Genomic DNA, 15,136 nt, shown 5'->3' with positions numbered 1-15,136 from the left:
TGACTTCGCTGACGGAATAATTGGCCCGAAAGGCCAATTGCCGGTTTTTCTCAGAGCTTGAGGTCGACAATTACCGGGTTGTGGTCGGAGGATCGCCAGGGCCCTTGCTGGCCGGATGGGACAATGCCCTGATATCCGAGCGCCCGGGGTTCATCGGAATTGATCAGCCAGGTCTGGGCCTGGAGTACCAGTGGTCGGAGGCTTTTGGAGGCCAGGGCATAATCCAGAGAGCCTTTCTCGCCCTTGTAGCGATAGGTGTAGTGTGGGCAGTTAGCGCGAGTGCAGGGGTGGAACTGGTGCACCATGCTGGCAAAACCGGCCCTGGACAGAACGGAGAGAGGCTGCTCACGGGCATAACTGTTGAGGTCACCGACAATCAGGGTTCCGGCGGATCGGGTGTCCCGGGAATTGGCACCGGGCCAGTTGGCCAGGGCCCTGGCTTCGGCGACCCGCCGGCTGGCATAGCAACCCTGCCCGTCGGATTGATCCTGATCTTCGCCCACGGCGCCCCGGCAGGATTTTGATTTCAGATGGGGGACAATAATCCTGACCGTCTGCTCACCGACGGTACGCCGGAAATCCTGTGCCAGAGGGGGTCGGCCTCCGGATCGAAAGACACCGTCGGTCAGGCGGGCGGCCGCACCAACTGGAACGATCCGGTCGCGGCGGTATAGCAAGGCGGTACGGATTTCGTCGTCACCGTCGTTACCCGGAGTGCTGATAAATCCCCAGTGATTCCCCAGAAAACGGGCCAGCCCGGCGACTGCACTGGCGGAGCCATAGCCGTCATTTTCCAGTTCGGCAACCGCCAGGATGTCTGGATCTGGCTCCTGAAGGGTCTGAATCAGGCGCTGTCGCTGCTCGCGAAACTCAGCGCTGCTTTCAGCGCCTCGCGGGGTTGGAAAGCCAGCGCCCTGGCCATTTCCGTTGAAGAAGTTTCCAAGATTCAGGGCCATCACCCGCACAGAATCGCCCGGCGGACGTGGAGGTGCCTTTTTTCGAGGGTTGGCGGCAAGGAACCGGGGATCTTTCGCCGGTTGGATTCGCCAGGCGTCGAAGCGGAAATCGAGAATGCCAGCGAGTCGGTCGATCTGGTCACCGGCCCGCACGGTGGTTGATGGTGACAGCCCCATGGGTGGCCAGGGTACCGGCCTGGGATCCCGGACGGACTGGTTGTCGTCGAGCAACACACGGTTCTGGCGGTGGCTGGCAGACCGTCGGTGTGCCTGCTGCCCGGGTGACAGGTATTCGGTGGGCTGGACCTGATCCGATGCCGCCAATGCCAGTTCGCCGTATTTCGCCAGGTTGTAGTTATCCACCACTGTCAGGGGGTAGCGGAAGATCACCCTCATGTTTTCCAGGCTCTCGGGATTCATGGACCAGGGCAGCTCGATGGTGACCGGCTCCGGCTTCGTTTCCAGGCCGCACATCCGGATGCTCCGCACCGCTACCAGCTCGGTGAGTCCGTGAAATTCCCTCACCTTGCCGGTTACTCGCAGGCGCATGCCGGGTTGTCCGGTATCCCGATTGGTATAGACGAAAACCGCTTCAGAGGTGGCCGGGTTGTTGTCGGTCTGATGGTCTGCCTGTTGCAGATAGAAGCCGCCAAACCCACCTTTTGAGCGGGAGTCCTGGGTAAGTATGCCCTCCACCGTTACCGTCTGGCCGGTGAGCGCAGAGACGGGGCCGTTACCCTGGACAGCAGAAATAGCCGTGGCTGGCTCACCACAGGCTGACGCTGCCGTAGCTGCAACTGGCAGGAACGGCAGAACAAGAAAACTGAGGAAAGGAAGTAACCGGAATTCGACGCTCACACCGGCAGTTTAGCAGAGGCCGGCAACGGCTTTGAGTGCCTGTTCACGTTTGCTGCCGAATCCGAGCTGATCCGGGTTGGCCAGTTCAAGTTGCTGTACAAGCGGATCCGGGTGCTGGTTGTCGAAGGTAATCCCCAGCCTCGACAGTACGTAGGGGGCCAGTGCTGCCCGGGTATCAATCTCCAGCCGGCCGCGTTCCATGCCGTAATCTCCCGCAATAATCTGTTGCTGGGCCTGGGTCAGGCGCTGGTCCGGTGTGACGACCAGAGTAACCTCGCGATTCCAGTCTTTGTCCTGCTCACGGGTGTGTTTTGCACGTTGTCTCAGGGCGTCCGGAGAGGTGCGGAAACGGCTCAGGGCGAAGTCGCGGAATTCCCGGTTTGAATCACACCAGGCCCTCAGGTGCCAGCTGTTGCCTGCACAAACCAGGGTGTGTGGTTCAAGGATGCTTTCCACGGCTTCCGGCCGGCTCAGGGACGCGTAGCTGGCCCGTAACTGTCGGCCTTGCCGCGTCGCAGTAACCACCGCGCGCATGGTTTCCGGCGCAATCACCCGGTTGGGGCCCTGGACAACGATACTGTCGGGCAGGCCGATGTCCAGGGACTCAAAGGTGTTGCTCAGGTTTTGCTGGCGGGCAAGCAGGTCCAGGTACTCGTTCACCAGTCCCCGGGTAACCACCGGCCGAAATTTTTCGGCTGGTACATAGCCCTTCAGGTGGCGATCGTAAACCAGATTGCCGGGCGCCAGCTCACGCAGGTAAGTATTGATGTCCTTGGATGCTTGCTGACGACCAATGCCAAAGCTGTGACAGATGTGGTTAGTGGTCAGGCGACCTTCCCACAGGGCAATGGTTTCAATCAGTCGGTAGCGAAGCAGCAAATCCCAGCGGATGGGCCAGTCCGTTTTTTTCATAACCAGGCGCTCATGATCCTATGAATAGCTTGGTTTCATGTTACCCGCTCCGGCAGGCAGGGTCTGTTACGGCACATTAATGTAAAACTCTGTTAAACAGCATTATAGCGGCCTTTGCCGGTTTTTGTGATGCAGTTAACGGGTTGCGGGAAGTGCTTAGTGGTTTCACCTCAGGCTCCTGATCTAATACGCAGCCGGCAAAGTCCGGTGGTTGCTGCTACTTTGAGTTTCATCATTCCGAAATCACCCTGTAACGCCCGGAGCTGCTGTAATGACCCGAATGGTCACCTCCCTGTCTGCCCTGATGTTGAGCATCATTCTGCTGGTCAGCGGTAATGCGTTCCTGATGACTCTGTTGGGCATCCGTCTCAGTATTGAGGCCATATCGCCGGATATTATCGGCTGGATTCTGGTGTGTTACTCCATAGGGTTTGTTCTGGGCACACTGTACGTTCACCGGATTATTGGCCGGGTCGGTCATATCCGTGCATTTGCAGTGTTTGCCGCTATCGCGGCTGTAACTTCCCTGCTCTATCCGATGGCCATCTCCGAGATTTTCTGGGCGGCATTGCGAGTGCTTTCCGGTTTCAGCATTGCAGGGGTTCTGGTTGTTATCGAGAGCTGGTTTTCGAGCCGGGCAACCAACGCCAACCGGGGCGCATTGTTTGCCATTTACCAGATTGTATTTTACCTCTCGGCTGCCGGTGGCCAGCTGATCGTCAATATTGGCGACCCAGCCAACTTCATGCCGTTCTCGATTGCCGCAATTTTGTTGGTACTGGCCCTGGTGCCGCTGTCGTTGACCCGGATGGAAGCACCGGTGATTGAGCAGGTTCAGCGCATTTCCATCTTCACCCTGGCCCGTGAGTCCTTCACCGGCGTCGCCGGTGCTTTGGTGTGCGGCATCATGATTGGCGGTTTTTACGCGCTCGGGCCGGTTTACGCCACGTTGATGGGGCTGGACGTTGCCAGGACATCCACCTTCATGGCCAGTGCTATCGTGGCCGCAATGATACTGGCCTGGCCCCTGGGCCGGCTCTGTGACCGGTTTGACCGTCGTCGGGTGATGTTCTGGGTGGCCTTGTTTGCCGCTTCCGCGGCTGGCGGTGTCGGGGTTCTGGGGGCGTCCAACCTTTGGTTGCTGACCCTGCTTGTGGGCTTGTTTACCGGCCTCTCCGCCACCCTGTATCCAATTGCGGTGGCCATCACCAATGACCGCATGGAGAGTACCCGCATTGTCGCTGCCAGCGCCACGCTGCTGCTGAGCTACGGGGTTGGCAGTGTGATCGGGCCTGTCGCCATGGCCGAACTGATCAATCTGCTGGGGCCAAAGGGGCTGTTTCTGGGCAATGCCGGCTTCCTGCTGATGCTTGCCGTTATCACCAGCTACCGGATCAGTCATACCGAGGATGTTGCGGTGAAAGATCAGGAGCACTTTGTGCCGGCCATGCCGGAAACATCACCGGTGCTTACCGAAATGGATCCACGGAATAACGAGTTCCACCAGTCTCCTGAAGTCGATGAGATGCAGGACGAGCTGCGTCAGGCTGGCTGACGCAGCTCTCGGTTTTCCCCGATTTTGTTTTTACTTCCACATCTGTTTTTATTTCAATGGTTAGCATACTATTGGTAACTTTCCGATAGTGTGATTTGTTGGCCGATTGCCAGTCTTTCCGAAGGCTTGAACTTGGCCCTTATTGAACGGAGTGACGACAGATGAGAGACCAGTTTCCTTTTGCGGTAGCCCGGGTTACCCGCCGCTGGAGAAAAATGCTGGATGAGCGCCTGAAGGATCTTGGCGTAACCCAGGCACGGTGGAGCACCATGGTTTACCTGGAAAAAGGCGGCGAAGGCCTGACCCAGCGTGAGCTGGCCAGCCTCATGGCTATCGAGAATCCGACCCTGGTTCGGCTTCTGGACAGCCTGGAACAGCAGGGGCTGATTGAACGCCGGCCCTGCCCGAACGATCGCCGGGCCCGCCGCCTGCACCTGACGGACGCAGGCCGCGCCTTTATGAATGATCTTTCCGGGCGCGCCGAGGTGCTTCGGGAGGAAATGCTCGAGGGCATCAGCGACGAAGAGATCGAGTGTACCGTCAAGGTTTTCCACAAAATCCTGGAAAACGCTGAAAAGCAGAAGTAATCCTTGGCTGATAACTCGGTTGAGGGCCTGAAGGCCCGCTACGGAGATCGCTGGCGTTGGCTGGCACTGGTTACGGTGGTTACAGGTACCATGGCCACTGTTCTCAGCGCCACTGTGGTCAACGTGGCGCTTCACGACATCATGGTGGAATTCGGTATCCGTCAGGGCCAGGTGCACTGGCTGGCAACCGGATTCATCGCCGCCATGACCACCACGATGCTTGCCTCTTCCTGGTTGCTGGATCATTTCGGGGTTCGCAAAACCCTGGCCACGGCCATGTTCCTGTTCACGCTGATTTCCGTCGCCGGTGGCTTTGCCAGCTCGCCCGAACAGTTGATTGCTGCGCGGATTGGTCAGGGCGCCATGGCTGGTCTTATGCAACCCATGGGGATGTACCTGGTGTTCCGTATTTTCCCCCGGAACCGTCGCGGCCAGGCCATGGGCATCTATGGCATGGGCGTGATCCTGGCGCCGGCTCTGGGCCCGGTACTGGGCGGCTTTCTGGTTGATCAGCTGAGCTGGCGATATGTGATGTTTGCCCCGGCTCCGGTCACGCTTGTCGGTGTCCTGATGGCCTGGCGCTTCCTGCCTCTGCCAGTGTCCCGGCCGGCCCCCTACCGTTTTGACCTTCCCGGCCTGGTGCTGCTCGGGGTTACCATTGCACTGTCACTCGATACCCTGAACAGGCTACAGCAAGCGGACGGACAGCAGGCATGGATCGCAGCCGAGGCACTATTGGCCTTGGCAACGCTGGTGTTCTTTATTTTTCGGGAGCGGCGCACCCGGCACCCGTTAGTGAACATTAGCCTTTTGCGCAAGCCGTCTTTTTTCTATGCCTGCCTGGGGGCTATGGCATTGGGTTTTGCCCTGTTCGGATCCACCTACCTGATTCCCCTGTTTGTGCAGACTGCCCTGGGATTCACGGCGACAGAAGCCGGGCTGTTGATGTTGCCGGCCGGTATTGTTCTGGGCATGATTTTCCCGTTGGCGGGCCGGCTGGCGGACAAACAGAGCGCCCGCAAGCTGGTGATCTTCGGCATTGCAGTATTTGCCCTGTCGGCGGTGCTGTTTGCCCTTTCGGATCTGGATCTGGCCTTTGGCTGGCTGGTGCTATGGGCAGTGCTGGGCCGGATCGGTATCGGCTTTATGCTTCCGGCACTGTCAACGGGCGCTCTTAATCCGCTGGAACCTCGGGAACTGGGTGCCGGCTCCAGTACCCTGAACTTCATGCGGCAGCTCGGTGGCGCATTCGGTGTCAACCTGGTGGCACTGACCATTGAGTTTGGTGAGCACAGTGCGGGAATGCCAACGATCAACGCCTTCCATTCGGCCTGGTGGCTGGTGGCGGCGTTTGTTGCCGTCGCAGCGATACCGGTATGGCGGATGCGGGTCTAGTCCCGTCTGGGTAATCCCGGGAACCACGGTGGGGATGTTGCTCGTCAACATACGGGTTATTATGGCGGGGCACTCGCTGATGGAATGGTTGTCCCTTGCCGCAGCGCGACGCGAATTGGTGCGAGCGTTCTGTTTATTGCGCTTGCTGTAATCACGGTATGGGCGACCAACGTGAACTCCTGAAGGTACCTACTGTCATTACCGGGGTGCCCTGATGCTTTCGGAACTTTGTCTATGTGGTTGAGATGTTTAGCGGTGCTTTTCCTGGCGCAATCTCTGATGCTCCCGGCGCTTCAGGCGGCGGAGCCGGCAGCGGGCGTTGCTGCAAACGGTGCAGGGAATGCCAGCGATCCCGAAAGCCCGGCAGCGCCGGATCGAAGCCCCCGTGTTCCAACTTTTCCGGTTCAGGGCGATCTGGCGGGACAGTTGGGAGTCTATGAGACCAGTTACGAGGATACCTTTGCGGCTATTGGCAATCGCCTGGCCATGGGGTATCTGGAGCTGGTTAAAGCCAATCCCGGCGTCGACCCCTGGCTGCCCGGGGAAGGCACAATGATCACCCTGCCGCGGCAATATGTGCTTCCGGATGCCAGGCGGGAGGGTATTGTCATCAATTTGGCGGAATACCGTCTGTACTACTTTACTGATGAAGGCGTGCAGGTTTATCCAGTCGGGGTGGGCACCGCGGAGAATCCGTCACCGCTGACTGACGCGAAGGTGACCATGCCACTGGAATCCCCTGCCTGGTACCCGCCGGCCAGCATTCGGGCTGAGTATGAGGCGTCGGGTGATTACCTGCCCCGGATGATTCCTCCTGGTCCTGGTAATCCACTGGGTAGTCATGCCCTGATGCTGAGTAAAGAGGGTTACCTGATCCATGGCACCAACAAACAGTTTGGTGTGGGTATGCCGGTCAGCCATGGCTGTTTCCGGATGTATAACGAAGATATTTCAAGGTTCGTGTACCAGGTCGAGAAGGGAACACCCGTCCAGATAGTGCGTGATGCCGTCAAGATTGGTTTGTCCGAGGGTGAGGTCTGGCTGGAAGTGCACCGTCCTTATGAAGAGTACCCCCGTGAGGATCGGGATCGTTTGTGGCAGCAGGTTTTCTCGGAGGTTGAGGCCTTCCGCGCCGGCAATCCGGGTGTCGAGGTCAAGAGGGCCGCCATTGAGCTTGCGGTGGATCAGGCTGATGGTATACCTACCATGATCGGGGAACGGGTTACCCAAATGGCTGCGGACAAGACAGTCGAGGAGAAAGCGCCTGACTCCGCGACGGAACCCGAGCAGCGGCTTTATTTCTGAGACGGCCCGGCCCCGGCCGGCACCACCATTACAATAACCGGAAACAGCGAGTGTCCATGAGCCAGACCATTCTGATTACCGGTGCCAGTTCCGGCCTGGGCGAAGGTATGGCCCGGGAGTTCGCGGCCCAGGGTGACAACCTGGCCCTGTGCGCCAGGCGCACAGACCGTCTGGAAATCCTGAAGGCAGAGCTCAACCGCGACTACCCGAAAGTGACTGTCAGCCTCCGCGCCCTTGATGTGAACGATCACGATCAGGTGTTTTCGGTGTTCCGGGCATTCCGGGACGAATTCGGATCCCTTGACCGGGTTATCGTGAATGCCGGAATCGGCAAGGGGCAGCCACTGGGTACCGGAAAATTCGGTGCCAACCGGCAGACTGCGGAAACCAATTTCGTGGCGGCTCTCGCCCAGATGGAAGCGGCCATGGAAATTTTCCGGGAACAGAACCGGGGACATCTGGTCACCGTATCTTCCGTAACAGCGATCCGGGGGCTGCCGGGTAATGTCACTACCTACGCGGCAACCAAGGCTGGCCTGGCTTCTTTGTCCGAGGGGTTGCGGGTGGAGCTGGCAAAAGCGAAATCCCCGATAAAGGTGACTACACTTTATCCAGGATACATTCGCACCGAGATTAACGAGAAAGTCCGGAATACCCCGTTCATTGTTGACGCAGAAACGGGATGCAGGGCCATGGTAAAGGCCATCAACTCAGGCAAGGCAGAGTGCTTTGTGCCAGCCTGGCCCTGGACACCCATCGGATTTTTGCTTCGGCGTCTGCCGGTTTCGGTGCTGGCCCGAATCTTTTGAATTTCTTCCGCATCCGGGGAGGCGTTATGCAGGTAAACCGTCCCATGCGATCTCGGGGTCCCGTCCGCCTGCGGCTTTGGGCGCTGGCATTGCTGACTGGCGCGTTGCTGGCACTGAGTTCCTTGGCGCACCAGGTATTTGCTCAGCAGAATTCTTCCGGTACCGCTCTGGTGCTGACGGTTGAAGGGGCAATCGGCCCCGCCACCATGGATTATGTCACCCGTGGCATTCGTCAGGCTGAATCCGAAGGTGCCGGCCTTGTCATCATCGAAATGGACACGCCCGGCGGGCTGATGGACTCCATGCGGGACATCATCAAAGTCATCCTTGCCTCCGAAGTCCCAGTGGCCACCTATGTTTCTCCTCAGGGCGCCCGGGCAGCCAGCGCCGGAACCTACATTCTGTATGGCAGCCACATCGCCGCCATGGCACCGGCAACCAACCTGGGCTCGGCGACTCCGGTCCAGATGGGCGGCCTGCCGGGAAGTCCGGAGCCGGAGAGTGAACCTGCATCCAAAGACGCTGATGCCAAGCAGGGTGATGGGTCCGGGGCTGAATCGCCTGCTGCCGAAGAAGGCACCGGGGAAGAGGACAGCAAACGTCGCGGCAGCACTGCCATGGAGCGTAAGGTACTGGAAGATGCCGTCAGTTACATTCGCGGGTTAGCTGAGCGCCATGGCCGCAATGCTGACTGGGCAGAAGAGGCGGTGCGGGAAGCGGTGAATCTTGGTGCCGCCGAAGCGCTCGAGAAGAACGTTATAGACGTGGTTTCTCCGAATCTTCGGGATCTGCTTCAGCAAGTCGACGGCCGCACGGTTCGCATGGCTTCGGGAGACATGAAACTGGCAACCGGAAATCTTGAAATCGTCCGCTCCCAGCCAGACTGGCGCACCCGCCTGTTGTCCGTGATTACCGATCCAAACGTCGCCTATTTCCTGATGATTATCGGGTTTTATGGCATTATTTTCGAACTGGCCAACCCCGGCGCCGTGGTTCCCGGCGTGATTGGTGCCATCTGCCTGATTCTGGCTCTGTTTGCCTTTCAGGTGCTGTCTGTCAATTACGCTGGGTTGGCGCTGATTATGCTCGGTCTTGCTTTCATCGTCGGGGAAGCCTTTGTGCCCAGTTTCGGGATCCTGGGTGTTGGAGGAATCGTGGCCTTCGTAACCGGTTCGGTCATCCTGATGGATGGCAGTCACCGGGATATTTCCCTGCCGACGATTGGCGGCACTGCAGTCGTCGCTGGCGGGTTTATCCTCTGGACCGTCACCAGGTTCATTGGTCTGCGTCGCAGGCACCCGGTCAGTGGTGCGGAGCAGTTGAGTCATGAAGAGGGCGTGTCACTGGACGATTTTTCCGGAGAGCACGGTCACTTCAGGGGTCATGTCAGAATCAGCGGTGAACGATGGAATGCCATCAGTGATGAACCAGTCAGGGAGGGTGACCGGTTGCGTGTTACGGCAATCGAGGGTTTAACGGTAAGTGTCAGGGTCATTCCGGAAAACGGCTGATCCGGCAAACAGCGACGAACGGCAAAACAAGGAGGCCATATGATTGGCGAATTGGTTCCCTATCTTGCACCCATCGTGGTGTTACTGCTGATTCTTGGTTCGGCCATCAAGATTCTGCCGGAGTATGCGCGTGGCGTTGTCTTCTTCCTCGGTCGGTTCCAGGGGGTGAAAGGCCCAGGCCTGATGATCATAATCCCGGGTATCCAACAGATGGTGCGGGTTGACCTGCGGGTCATTGTACTGGATGTGCCCAGTCAGGACGTGATTTCCAAGGATAACGTCACGGTTCGGGTAAATGCCGTGCTCTATTATCGGGTAGTGGATCCGGAGCGAGCGATCATCCGGGTTGAGGATTTCAACTCGGCCACCAGCCAACTGGCCCAAACGACACTGCGCTCAGTGCTGGGCAAGCATGATCTGGATGAAATGCTCTCTGAGCGGGACAAGCTCAATGCCGATATTCAGGAGATTATCGATGCCCAGACCGAGGAGTGGGGCATCAAGGTGGCAAACGTGGAAATCAAGCACGTGGACCTGAACGAATCCATGATCCGGGCCATTGCCCGTCAGGCGGAGGCTGAGCGCGAACGTCGCGCCAAGGTGATTCATGCCGAGGGCGAGTTGCAGGCCTCAAAGAAGCTGGTGGAAGCTGCAGATGTAATGTCCCGAAATTCGGGATCAATGCAGTTGCGGTACCTGCAGACCCTGGCGGATATGAGTAATACCAATTCAGCCACCATCGTCTTCCCGTTGCCGATGGAACTGATGACCACGTTCCTGAAGCAGAACAAACCGGTGACTCCGGAAAAACCGGAACCCGAGGCATAAAAAAGGCCGGCAGTGCCGGCCTCTTCCATCACGCTTCAGCTTTACTTCTGGCTGGAACGCTCGAGCATACGCTTGGCACGCTCGTTTGCTTCGTCAGCAGCTCTCTGGGCTGCCTTCGCTGCGGCCAGTGCTTCTTCCGCAGTCCGCTGGGCGGTGCGGGCAGTACTGGCAGCGCTGTTAGCGGTGTTCATTGCATTTTCAGCAGTGCTCTCAGCGGAGCTTGCTGTTGCATTTGCTTCGTCGATGGCACCCTGATCCGTTGTGGCACAGCCTGCAGTCAGAGCAGTGGCAAGTGCTAAACCGGCGATCGTCAGTTTACGCATTGTAAATCCCCTTATTGGTCGAGTTATTTCCTGTGATCCGAAAGTCAGTATAGACGACATCCTGTCGACCTGCCCGATAGGTGCAATAGGCAATGACTACCGGAGTCGTTAAACAGTGTAAAACACTGTAAGGCAAAATGTTAACTCAGGATAGGTAAATATTCCTGGCCTATGACAACAACTTAATCCTGGTGCCAGACTTTCTTCAGGGACGCTTCAGGGATGAATACTGATCGGAGTGCCGTTGGAAACAAGTTGCCAGATTTCGTCTATCTCTTCATTGGTAACGGCGATGCAGCCGTCGGTCCAGTCCAGTCCGCGATAGGCAAACGCCATGTCTTCCTCGCCGTTTGGCAAGCCGTGAATCATGATGCTGCCACCGGGATCCAGCCCCCAGGCAGATGCCAGCTCCCGATCCCGCTCGCTGGGGTAGGAAATGTGGATGGATCTGTAGAAATCGCTTTCAGCGTTGCGCCAGTCCAGGGTGTAAGTGCCTTCAGGAGTGCGTTCGTCACCCTCGTACAACTTGTGGCCCTCCGGATTGTCGCCCAGGGAAATGCGATAACTGCGCACCACCCTTTCGCCATTCATCAGGTACAGTCGCCGCTCATTTTTTCGAACCACCACCTTGCTGACATCCTCGATATCGGCGGGGGTGTATGTGGTTTCTGCAGGCATCCGGGTGTCGGCTTTGGCCAGCAACTCCGTGGCCACAGCCTGAGGTGCCATTGTCAGCCAGAACAGGACCAGGGCGGAGAAAGCAGCGCGAGTAATCAGCATATCGTTAACTTACCAATGATTAATCTTTGTACAGACGGGTTATATCATAGCCCGCCTGCGATCTGTTAAGGGGTTTTGTTAACTTTTTTGGCTATCCCGTGAACTGTCCATCTTGAGACCCACCTTGGTCACCTGGTCAGCATTGGTGGCCCTGGCAACCAGTGTGACCGGCCCAAGAGTTACGATATCACCAACAACCGGGTGCCCCTTGGTTCGCCTGGCGAAGCATTCGGCCAGGGACAGTTCCGGGGGCAGTTCGTCGAATTCGATGCCGTAGACCTGCTCTACATCTCCCAACAGGGCATCGCCATTGAGCACGAAATCACCGAAGAATGCCCGCTCGGCAAGGTATTTGGGGGCATGGCGACCACTGAGAGCCTTGCCCAGCTCTGGCAATACGCCAGGCGTGGCGAACATCGCCACCATATCGCCACTGGCCACTTCCAGATCACCTTTCGGTTGCAGGCACACCCGGTTCCGGAATACACCAGCGACCGCCGTGTTCTCCGGGAATCTCAGCTGGCTAAGACGGCGCGGTGTCTCCCAGCTCTCACCGCGCAGGGGGAAGAGCATCAGCTCGTGATCACCCGCCGCAGGGGCATCGAGGGGTAGCCGGCGGTAAGGGTCCTCGCCGGCGGGAACCTCCAGTCGCAGTTTGCGGGCCAGGGGCGCCATGGTGGTGCCCTGAACCAGCAGGGAAACAAGGACGATAAAGAAGGCGGCATGGAACACCAGCTGCGCCTCCGGCAGGTCCGCGATAATCGGGAACAGTGCGAGAACGATCGGAACCGCTCCGCGCAGCCCAACCCAGCTGATAAATCCCAGCTCCCGCCGATTAAAGGCAAATGGCCAGAGGGTGAGCATGACAGTGAGCGGGCGAATCACAAAAATCAGTGCCAGCGCCAGTATCAGGCCACCACCGGCCAGCGGAATCAGATCGGACGGATTGACCAGCAGGCCGAGCATCAGGAACAGGCACAGCTGGGCCAGCCAGGCCAGGCCATCGTGGACCTGAAGAATCATCGGCATCATCCGCACATGGCGATTGCCGATCACCACACCGGCCAGGTAAATCGCCAGGAAACCGCTGCCCCCCAGCGCGTTGGTGGCGGAAAACACCGAAATGCCGGCAGCTGCCACCAGTAACGGATAGAGTGAGGGCGTCAGGCGAATGCGGTTGGCCAGCTCCACGACCGCAAAGCCGCCGAGAATGCCCGCGATACCGCCGATTCCGAACTGTTTGATCAGCAAGGTCAACGCTGCCCAGCCGGCCTGGTCGCCGGTGTTGGCAATCAGGGTAACCAGCATCAGGGTCAGGAAAATGGCCATCGGATCGTTGCTGCCGGATTCAATTTCCAGGGTGGCACTGACCCGCTCGTTCAGGTGCAGGCCGCGGCCCTGAAGCAGGGAGAATACGGCGGCGGCATCGGTGGAGGAAATGATGGCGCCAATCAGCAGCGCAGTCAGCCAGTGCAAATCGAACACCCACCAGGCGACAATCGCAGCACCGCCAGCTGTCATGGCCACACCGAGCGTCGCCAGCACGAGGGCGGGCTTCAGACCGACCCGGAAAGTTTCGGCCCGGGTGCGCATGCCGCCATCCAGCAGGATGACGCCCAGTGCCAGATTGGCAATCACGAACGCCAGTTCAAAATCATCGAACTCGATTCCGCCCGGGCCGTCCTCGCCCATCATCATGCCAACAACCAGAAAAATCAGCAGCACAGGCATGCCCACCCGGCTGGAAAGCGGGCTGAGCACGATGCTGATAACCAGCATCAGGGCGCCAATCAGGGTCAGGGTGGGGTCCATTTATGCTCCAGACAGAATGCTTGCCCCGGGGCGGGCAGAGCGCTTATATTGCTCTCGCAGTCATCGCGTTCGCGGGTGTAGTTCAATGGTAGAACGGCAGCTTCCCAAGCTGCATACGAGGGTTCGATTCCCTTCACCCGCTCCAATTCTATCTTCTCATACTCCCCTGCATCATCCGTAACATCTTTTGCATCATATGGTTGCGCATTTGCGAGCCTTTCGCCCTCTGCAGTTTGCGCAATCCGGAGGCCGTTGCTAGCTTTTAATACAGGTGTCCAGCATGGCGGCTGTTAGGTCGCTGAGGGGAAACTCCATGTTCGAAAGCGTGCAAAATGGCAATGCCGAATATTGGGCTACCGGCTTTTTTATCCTCGCGGTAATGGGTCTTTGCGCCTTTATGGTGGGTGCATCGAGTCTTCTGGGCGGGCGTAGCCATGGCATCAGCAAATCCCTTCCTTTTGAATCGGGCATTGTCGGCGCCGGCAGTGCGCGTCAGCGTTTTTCGGTCAAGTTCTACCTGGTAGCCATGCTGTTCGTGATCTTCGACATCGAGGCGGTGTTCCTGTTTGCCTGGGCCCTTGTTATCCGCGATGTCGGCTGGACCGGATTCTGGGGGGCTGCCGTGTTCATCTTTATCCTGCTGGCCGGTCTCATCTACGACAGCCGTAGCGGCGCCCTTGACTGGGCCCCGCAAACCAGGGCGGCAGGCAAAAGCGGTTCTTAGCAAGTCATCCCCTGCTCCTCCTGGCCCGTCGGGTGACAGGATCGAGAGGGTTGCGTGAGCATCAATGGAGGATTTCCATGGCCTATACCCTGACCCGGGCCGAGGGTTCGCCGGGGGGCGACGCCCGTTATCCGGTTGACCGCCGGGAAAGAACCGAGGACCCGGTGAAGCAGCAGCTTGAGCGCAATGTGTTTACGGGCAGGCTCAGCGAGGTACTCAATTCGGCGGTGAACTGGGGCCGGAAAAACTCCTTGTGGCCTTACAACTTCGGGCTGTCCTGTTGCTATGTGGAAATGACCACCGCGTTTACCTCACCCCACGACATTGCCCGTTTCGGCTCGGAAGTGATCCGGGCGTCCCCGAGGCAGGCGGATTTCATGGTGATTGCCGGCACCTGTTTCATCAAGATGGCGCCGGTTATCCAACAGCTCTATGACCAGATGCTGGAGCCCAAGTGGGTGATTTCCATGGGCTCCTGCGCCAACTCCGGAGGCATGTACGACATCTACTCAGTGGTCCAGGGGGTAGACAAGTTTCTGCCGGTGGATGTCTACGTGCCCGGATGTCCTCCTCGGCCCGAGGCGTTCCTGCAGGGCCTTCAGTTGTTGCAGGATTCGATTCAGGAAGAGCGGCGCCCGCTGTCGTGGGTGGTCGGCGATCAGGGGGTTTATCGGGCCGAGATGCCCTCCCAGCGGGAAAAGTGGCGGGACCAGCGGATCCAGGCCACTGAATTGAGGACGCCAGACAAGCTGTAGAACTGTTCGCCGTCGTTTCATAACCT

At 58.4% G+C, this 15,136-nt stretch carries 14 protein-coding genes and 1 tRNA gene; 10 read left to right on the top strand and 5 right to left on the bottom strand.

The window, feature by feature from the left end; translation table 11 throughout:
- Window positions 1–50 precede the first annotated feature (50 nt).
- Window positions 51–1,814 (bottom strand): ExeM/NucH family extracellular endonuclease, encoded by a 1,764-nt coding sequence (locus CLH62_RS10925; RefSeq protein ID WP_099618185.1) that lies wholly within the window; start codon window positions 1,812–1,814, stop codon window positions 51–53.
- A gap of 9 nt (window positions 1,815–1,823) precedes the next feature.
- Window positions 1,824–2,726: a helix-turn-helix transcriptional regulator gene (locus CLH62_RS10920; RefSeq protein ID WP_099618184.1), complete on the bottom strand. Its 903-nt coding sequence runs from the start codon at window positions 2,724–2,726 to the stop codon at window positions 1,824–1,826.
- A gap of 271 nt (window positions 2,727–2,997) precedes the next feature.
- Between CLH62_RS10920 and CLH62_RS10915 the strand changes: the two genes are divergently transcribed.
- The 7 genes from CLH62_RS10915 to CLH62_RS10880 all read left to right on the top strand — a co-directional run bounded on the left by CLH62_RS10915 (window position 2,998) and on the right by CLH62_RS10880 (window position 10,716).
- Complete coding sequence (locus tag CLH62_RS10915; RefSeq protein WP_099618183.1) at window positions 2,998–4,281, top strand: MFS transporter; 1,284 nt, start codon at window positions 2,998–3,000, stop codon at window positions 4,279–4,281.
- A gap of 161 nt (window positions 4,282–4,442) precedes the next feature.
- The gene (locus CLH62_RS10910; protein ID WP_099618182.1) at window positions 4,443–4,868 is read left to right on the top strand and encodes a MarR family transcriptional regulator; all 426 of its coding nucleotides are present in this window, start codon (window positions 4,443–4,445) and stop codon (window positions 4,866–4,868) included.
- Between the two features lie 3 nt (window positions 4,869–4,871).
- On the top strand, window positions 4,872–6,263 hold the full coding sequence (locus tag CLH62_RS10905; protein ID WP_099618181.1) for an MDR family MFS transporter: 1,392 nt from the start codon (window positions 4,872–4,874) through the stop codon (window positions 6,261–6,263).
- A 234-nt stretch (window positions 6,264–6,497) separates the two neighbouring features.
- The gene (locus CLH62_RS10895) at window positions 6,498–7,568 is read left to right on the top strand and encodes a L,D-transpeptidase family protein (protein ID WP_099618180.1); all 1,071 of its coding nucleotides are present in this window, start codon (window positions 6,498–6,500) and stop codon (window positions 7,566–7,568) included.
- A 56-nt stretch (window positions 7,569–7,624) separates the two neighbouring features.
- Window positions 7,625–8,377, top strand: coding sequence for an SDR family oxidoreductase (locus CLH62_RS10890; RefSeq protein ID WP_211285730.1), 753 nt, complete (start codon window positions 7,625–7,627; stop codon window positions 8,375–8,377).
- A gap of 44 nt (window positions 8,378–8,421) precedes the next feature.
- A complete protein-coding gene (locus CLH62_RS10885; protein WP_228152828.1) occupies window positions 8,422–9,888 on the top strand; it encodes an NfeD family protein in 1,467 nt (488 codons plus the stop codon).
- Window positions 9,889–9,927: 39 nt separating this feature from the next.
- Window positions 9,928–10,716: a slipin family protein gene (locus CLH62_RS10880; protein WP_099618177.1), complete on the top strand. Its 789-nt coding sequence runs from the start codon at window positions 9,928–9,930 to the stop codon at window positions 10,714–10,716.
- Between the two features lie 41 nt (window positions 10,717–10,757).
- Here the strand turns inward: CLH62_RS10880 and CLH62_RS10875 are convergent, their stop codons facing one another.
- The 3 genes from CLH62_RS10875 to CLH62_RS10865 form a co-directional block, all read right to left on the bottom strand.
- Window positions 10,758–11,039: an Lpp/OprI family alanine-zipper lipoprotein gene (locus CLH62_RS10875; RefSeq protein ID WP_099618176.1), complete on the bottom strand. Its 282-nt coding sequence runs from the start codon at window positions 11,037–11,039 to the stop codon at window positions 10,758–10,760.
- A 216-nt stretch (window positions 11,040–11,255) separates the two neighbouring features.
- On the bottom strand, window positions 11,256–11,819 hold the full coding sequence (locus CLH62_RS10870; protein WP_099618175.1) for a L,D-transpeptidase family protein: 564 nt from the start codon (window positions 11,817–11,819) through the stop codon (window positions 11,256–11,258).
- 78 nt (window positions 11,820–11,897) lie between these two features.
- Window positions 11,898–13,631, bottom strand: coding sequence for a potassium/proton antiporter (locus tag CLH62_RS10865; RefSeq protein WP_099618174.1), 1,734 nt, complete (start codon window positions 13,629–13,631; stop codon window positions 11,898–11,900).
- A 71-nt stretch (window positions 13,632–13,702) separates the two neighbouring features.
- Between CLH62_RS10865 and CLH62_RS10860 the strand changes: the two genes are divergently transcribed.
- The 3 genes from CLH62_RS10860 (at window position 13,703) to CLH62_RS10850 (ending at window position 15,110) form a co-directional block, all read left to right on the top strand.
- Window positions 13,703–13,776: transfer RNA gene (locus CLH62_RS10860), tRNA-Gly, on the top strand.
- Between the two features lie 168 nt (window positions 13,777–13,944).
- Window positions 13,945–14,355 (top strand): NADH-quinone oxidoreductase subunit A, encoded by a 411-nt coding sequence (gene ndhC / locus CLH62_RS10855; RefSeq protein ID WP_099618173.1) that lies wholly within the window; start codon window positions 13,945–13,947, stop codon window positions 14,353–14,355.
- A gap of 77 nt (window positions 14,356–14,432) precedes the next feature.
- The gene (locus CLH62_RS10850) at window positions 14,433–15,110 is read left to right on the top strand and encodes a NuoB/complex I 20 kDa subunit family protein (RefSeq protein ID WP_099618172.1); all 678 of its coding nucleotides are present in this window, start codon (window positions 14,433–14,435) and stop codon (window positions 15,108–15,110) included.
- The last annotated feature ends 26 nt before the right edge of the window (window positions 15,111–15,136 follow it).

The organism is Marinobacter guineae, from assembly GCF_002744735.1.
Taxonomy (GTDB): Bacteria; Pseudomonadota; Gammaproteobacteria; order Pseudomonadales; family Oleiphilaceae; genus Marinobacter; species Marinobacter guineae.
The sequence above is the reverse complement of the archived record's forward strand: the minus strand, read 5'-3'. Positions and strand labels throughout refer to the sequence as shown.

Excerpts from the sequence above, each read along its gene's own strand:
- CLH62_RS10920 (WP_099618184.1), bottom strand. The coding sequence starts at position 2,726 with ATGAAAAAAACGGACTGGCCCATCCGCTGGGATTTGCTGCTTCGCTAC.
- CLH62_RS10915 (WP_099618183.1), top strand. The coding sequence starts at position 2,998 with ATGACCCGAATGGTCACCTCCCTGTCTGCCCTGATGTTGAGCATCATT.
- CLH62_RS10910 (WP_099618182.1), top strand. The coding sequence starts at position 4,443 with ATGAGAGACCAGTTTCCTTTTGCGGTAGCCCGGGTTACCCGCCGCTGG.
- CLH62_RS10895 (WP_099618180.1), top strand. The coding sequence starts at position 6,498 with ATGTGGTTGAGATGTTTAGCGGTGCTTTTCCTGGCGCAATCTCTGATG.
- CLH62_RS10890 (WP_211285730.1), top strand. The coding sequence starts at position 7,625 with ATGAGCCAGACCATTCTGATTACCGGTGCCAGTTCCGGCCTGGGCGAA.
- CLH62_RS10885 (WP_228152828.1), top strand. The coding sequence starts at position 8,422 with ATGCGATCTCGGGGTCCCGTCCGCCTGCGGCTTTGGGCGCTGGCATTG.
- CLH62_RS10880 (WP_099618177.1), top strand. The coding sequence starts at position 9,928 with ATGATTGGCGAATTGGTTCCCTATCTTGCACCCATCGTGGTGTTACTG.
- CLH62_RS10875 (WP_099618176.1), bottom strand. The coding sequence starts at position 11,039 with ATGCGTAAACTGACGATCGCCGGTTTAGCACTTGCCACTGCTCTGACT.
- CLH62_RS10870 (WP_099618175.1), bottom strand. The coding sequence starts at position 11,819 with ATGCTGATTACTCGCGCTGCTTTCTCCGCCCTGGTCCTGTTCTGGCTG.
- CLH62_RS10865 (WP_099618174.1), bottom strand. The coding sequence starts at position 13,631 with ATGGACCCCACCCTGACCCTGATTGGCGCCCTGATGCTGGTTATCAGC.
- ndhC (WP_099618173.1), top strand. The coding sequence starts at position 13,945 with ATGTTCGAAAGCGTGCAAAATGGCAATGCCGAATATTGGGCTACCGGC.
- CLH62_RS10850 (WP_099618172.1), top strand. The coding sequence starts at position 14,433 with ATGGCCTATACCCTGACCCGGGCCGAGGGTTCGCCGGGGGGCGACGCC.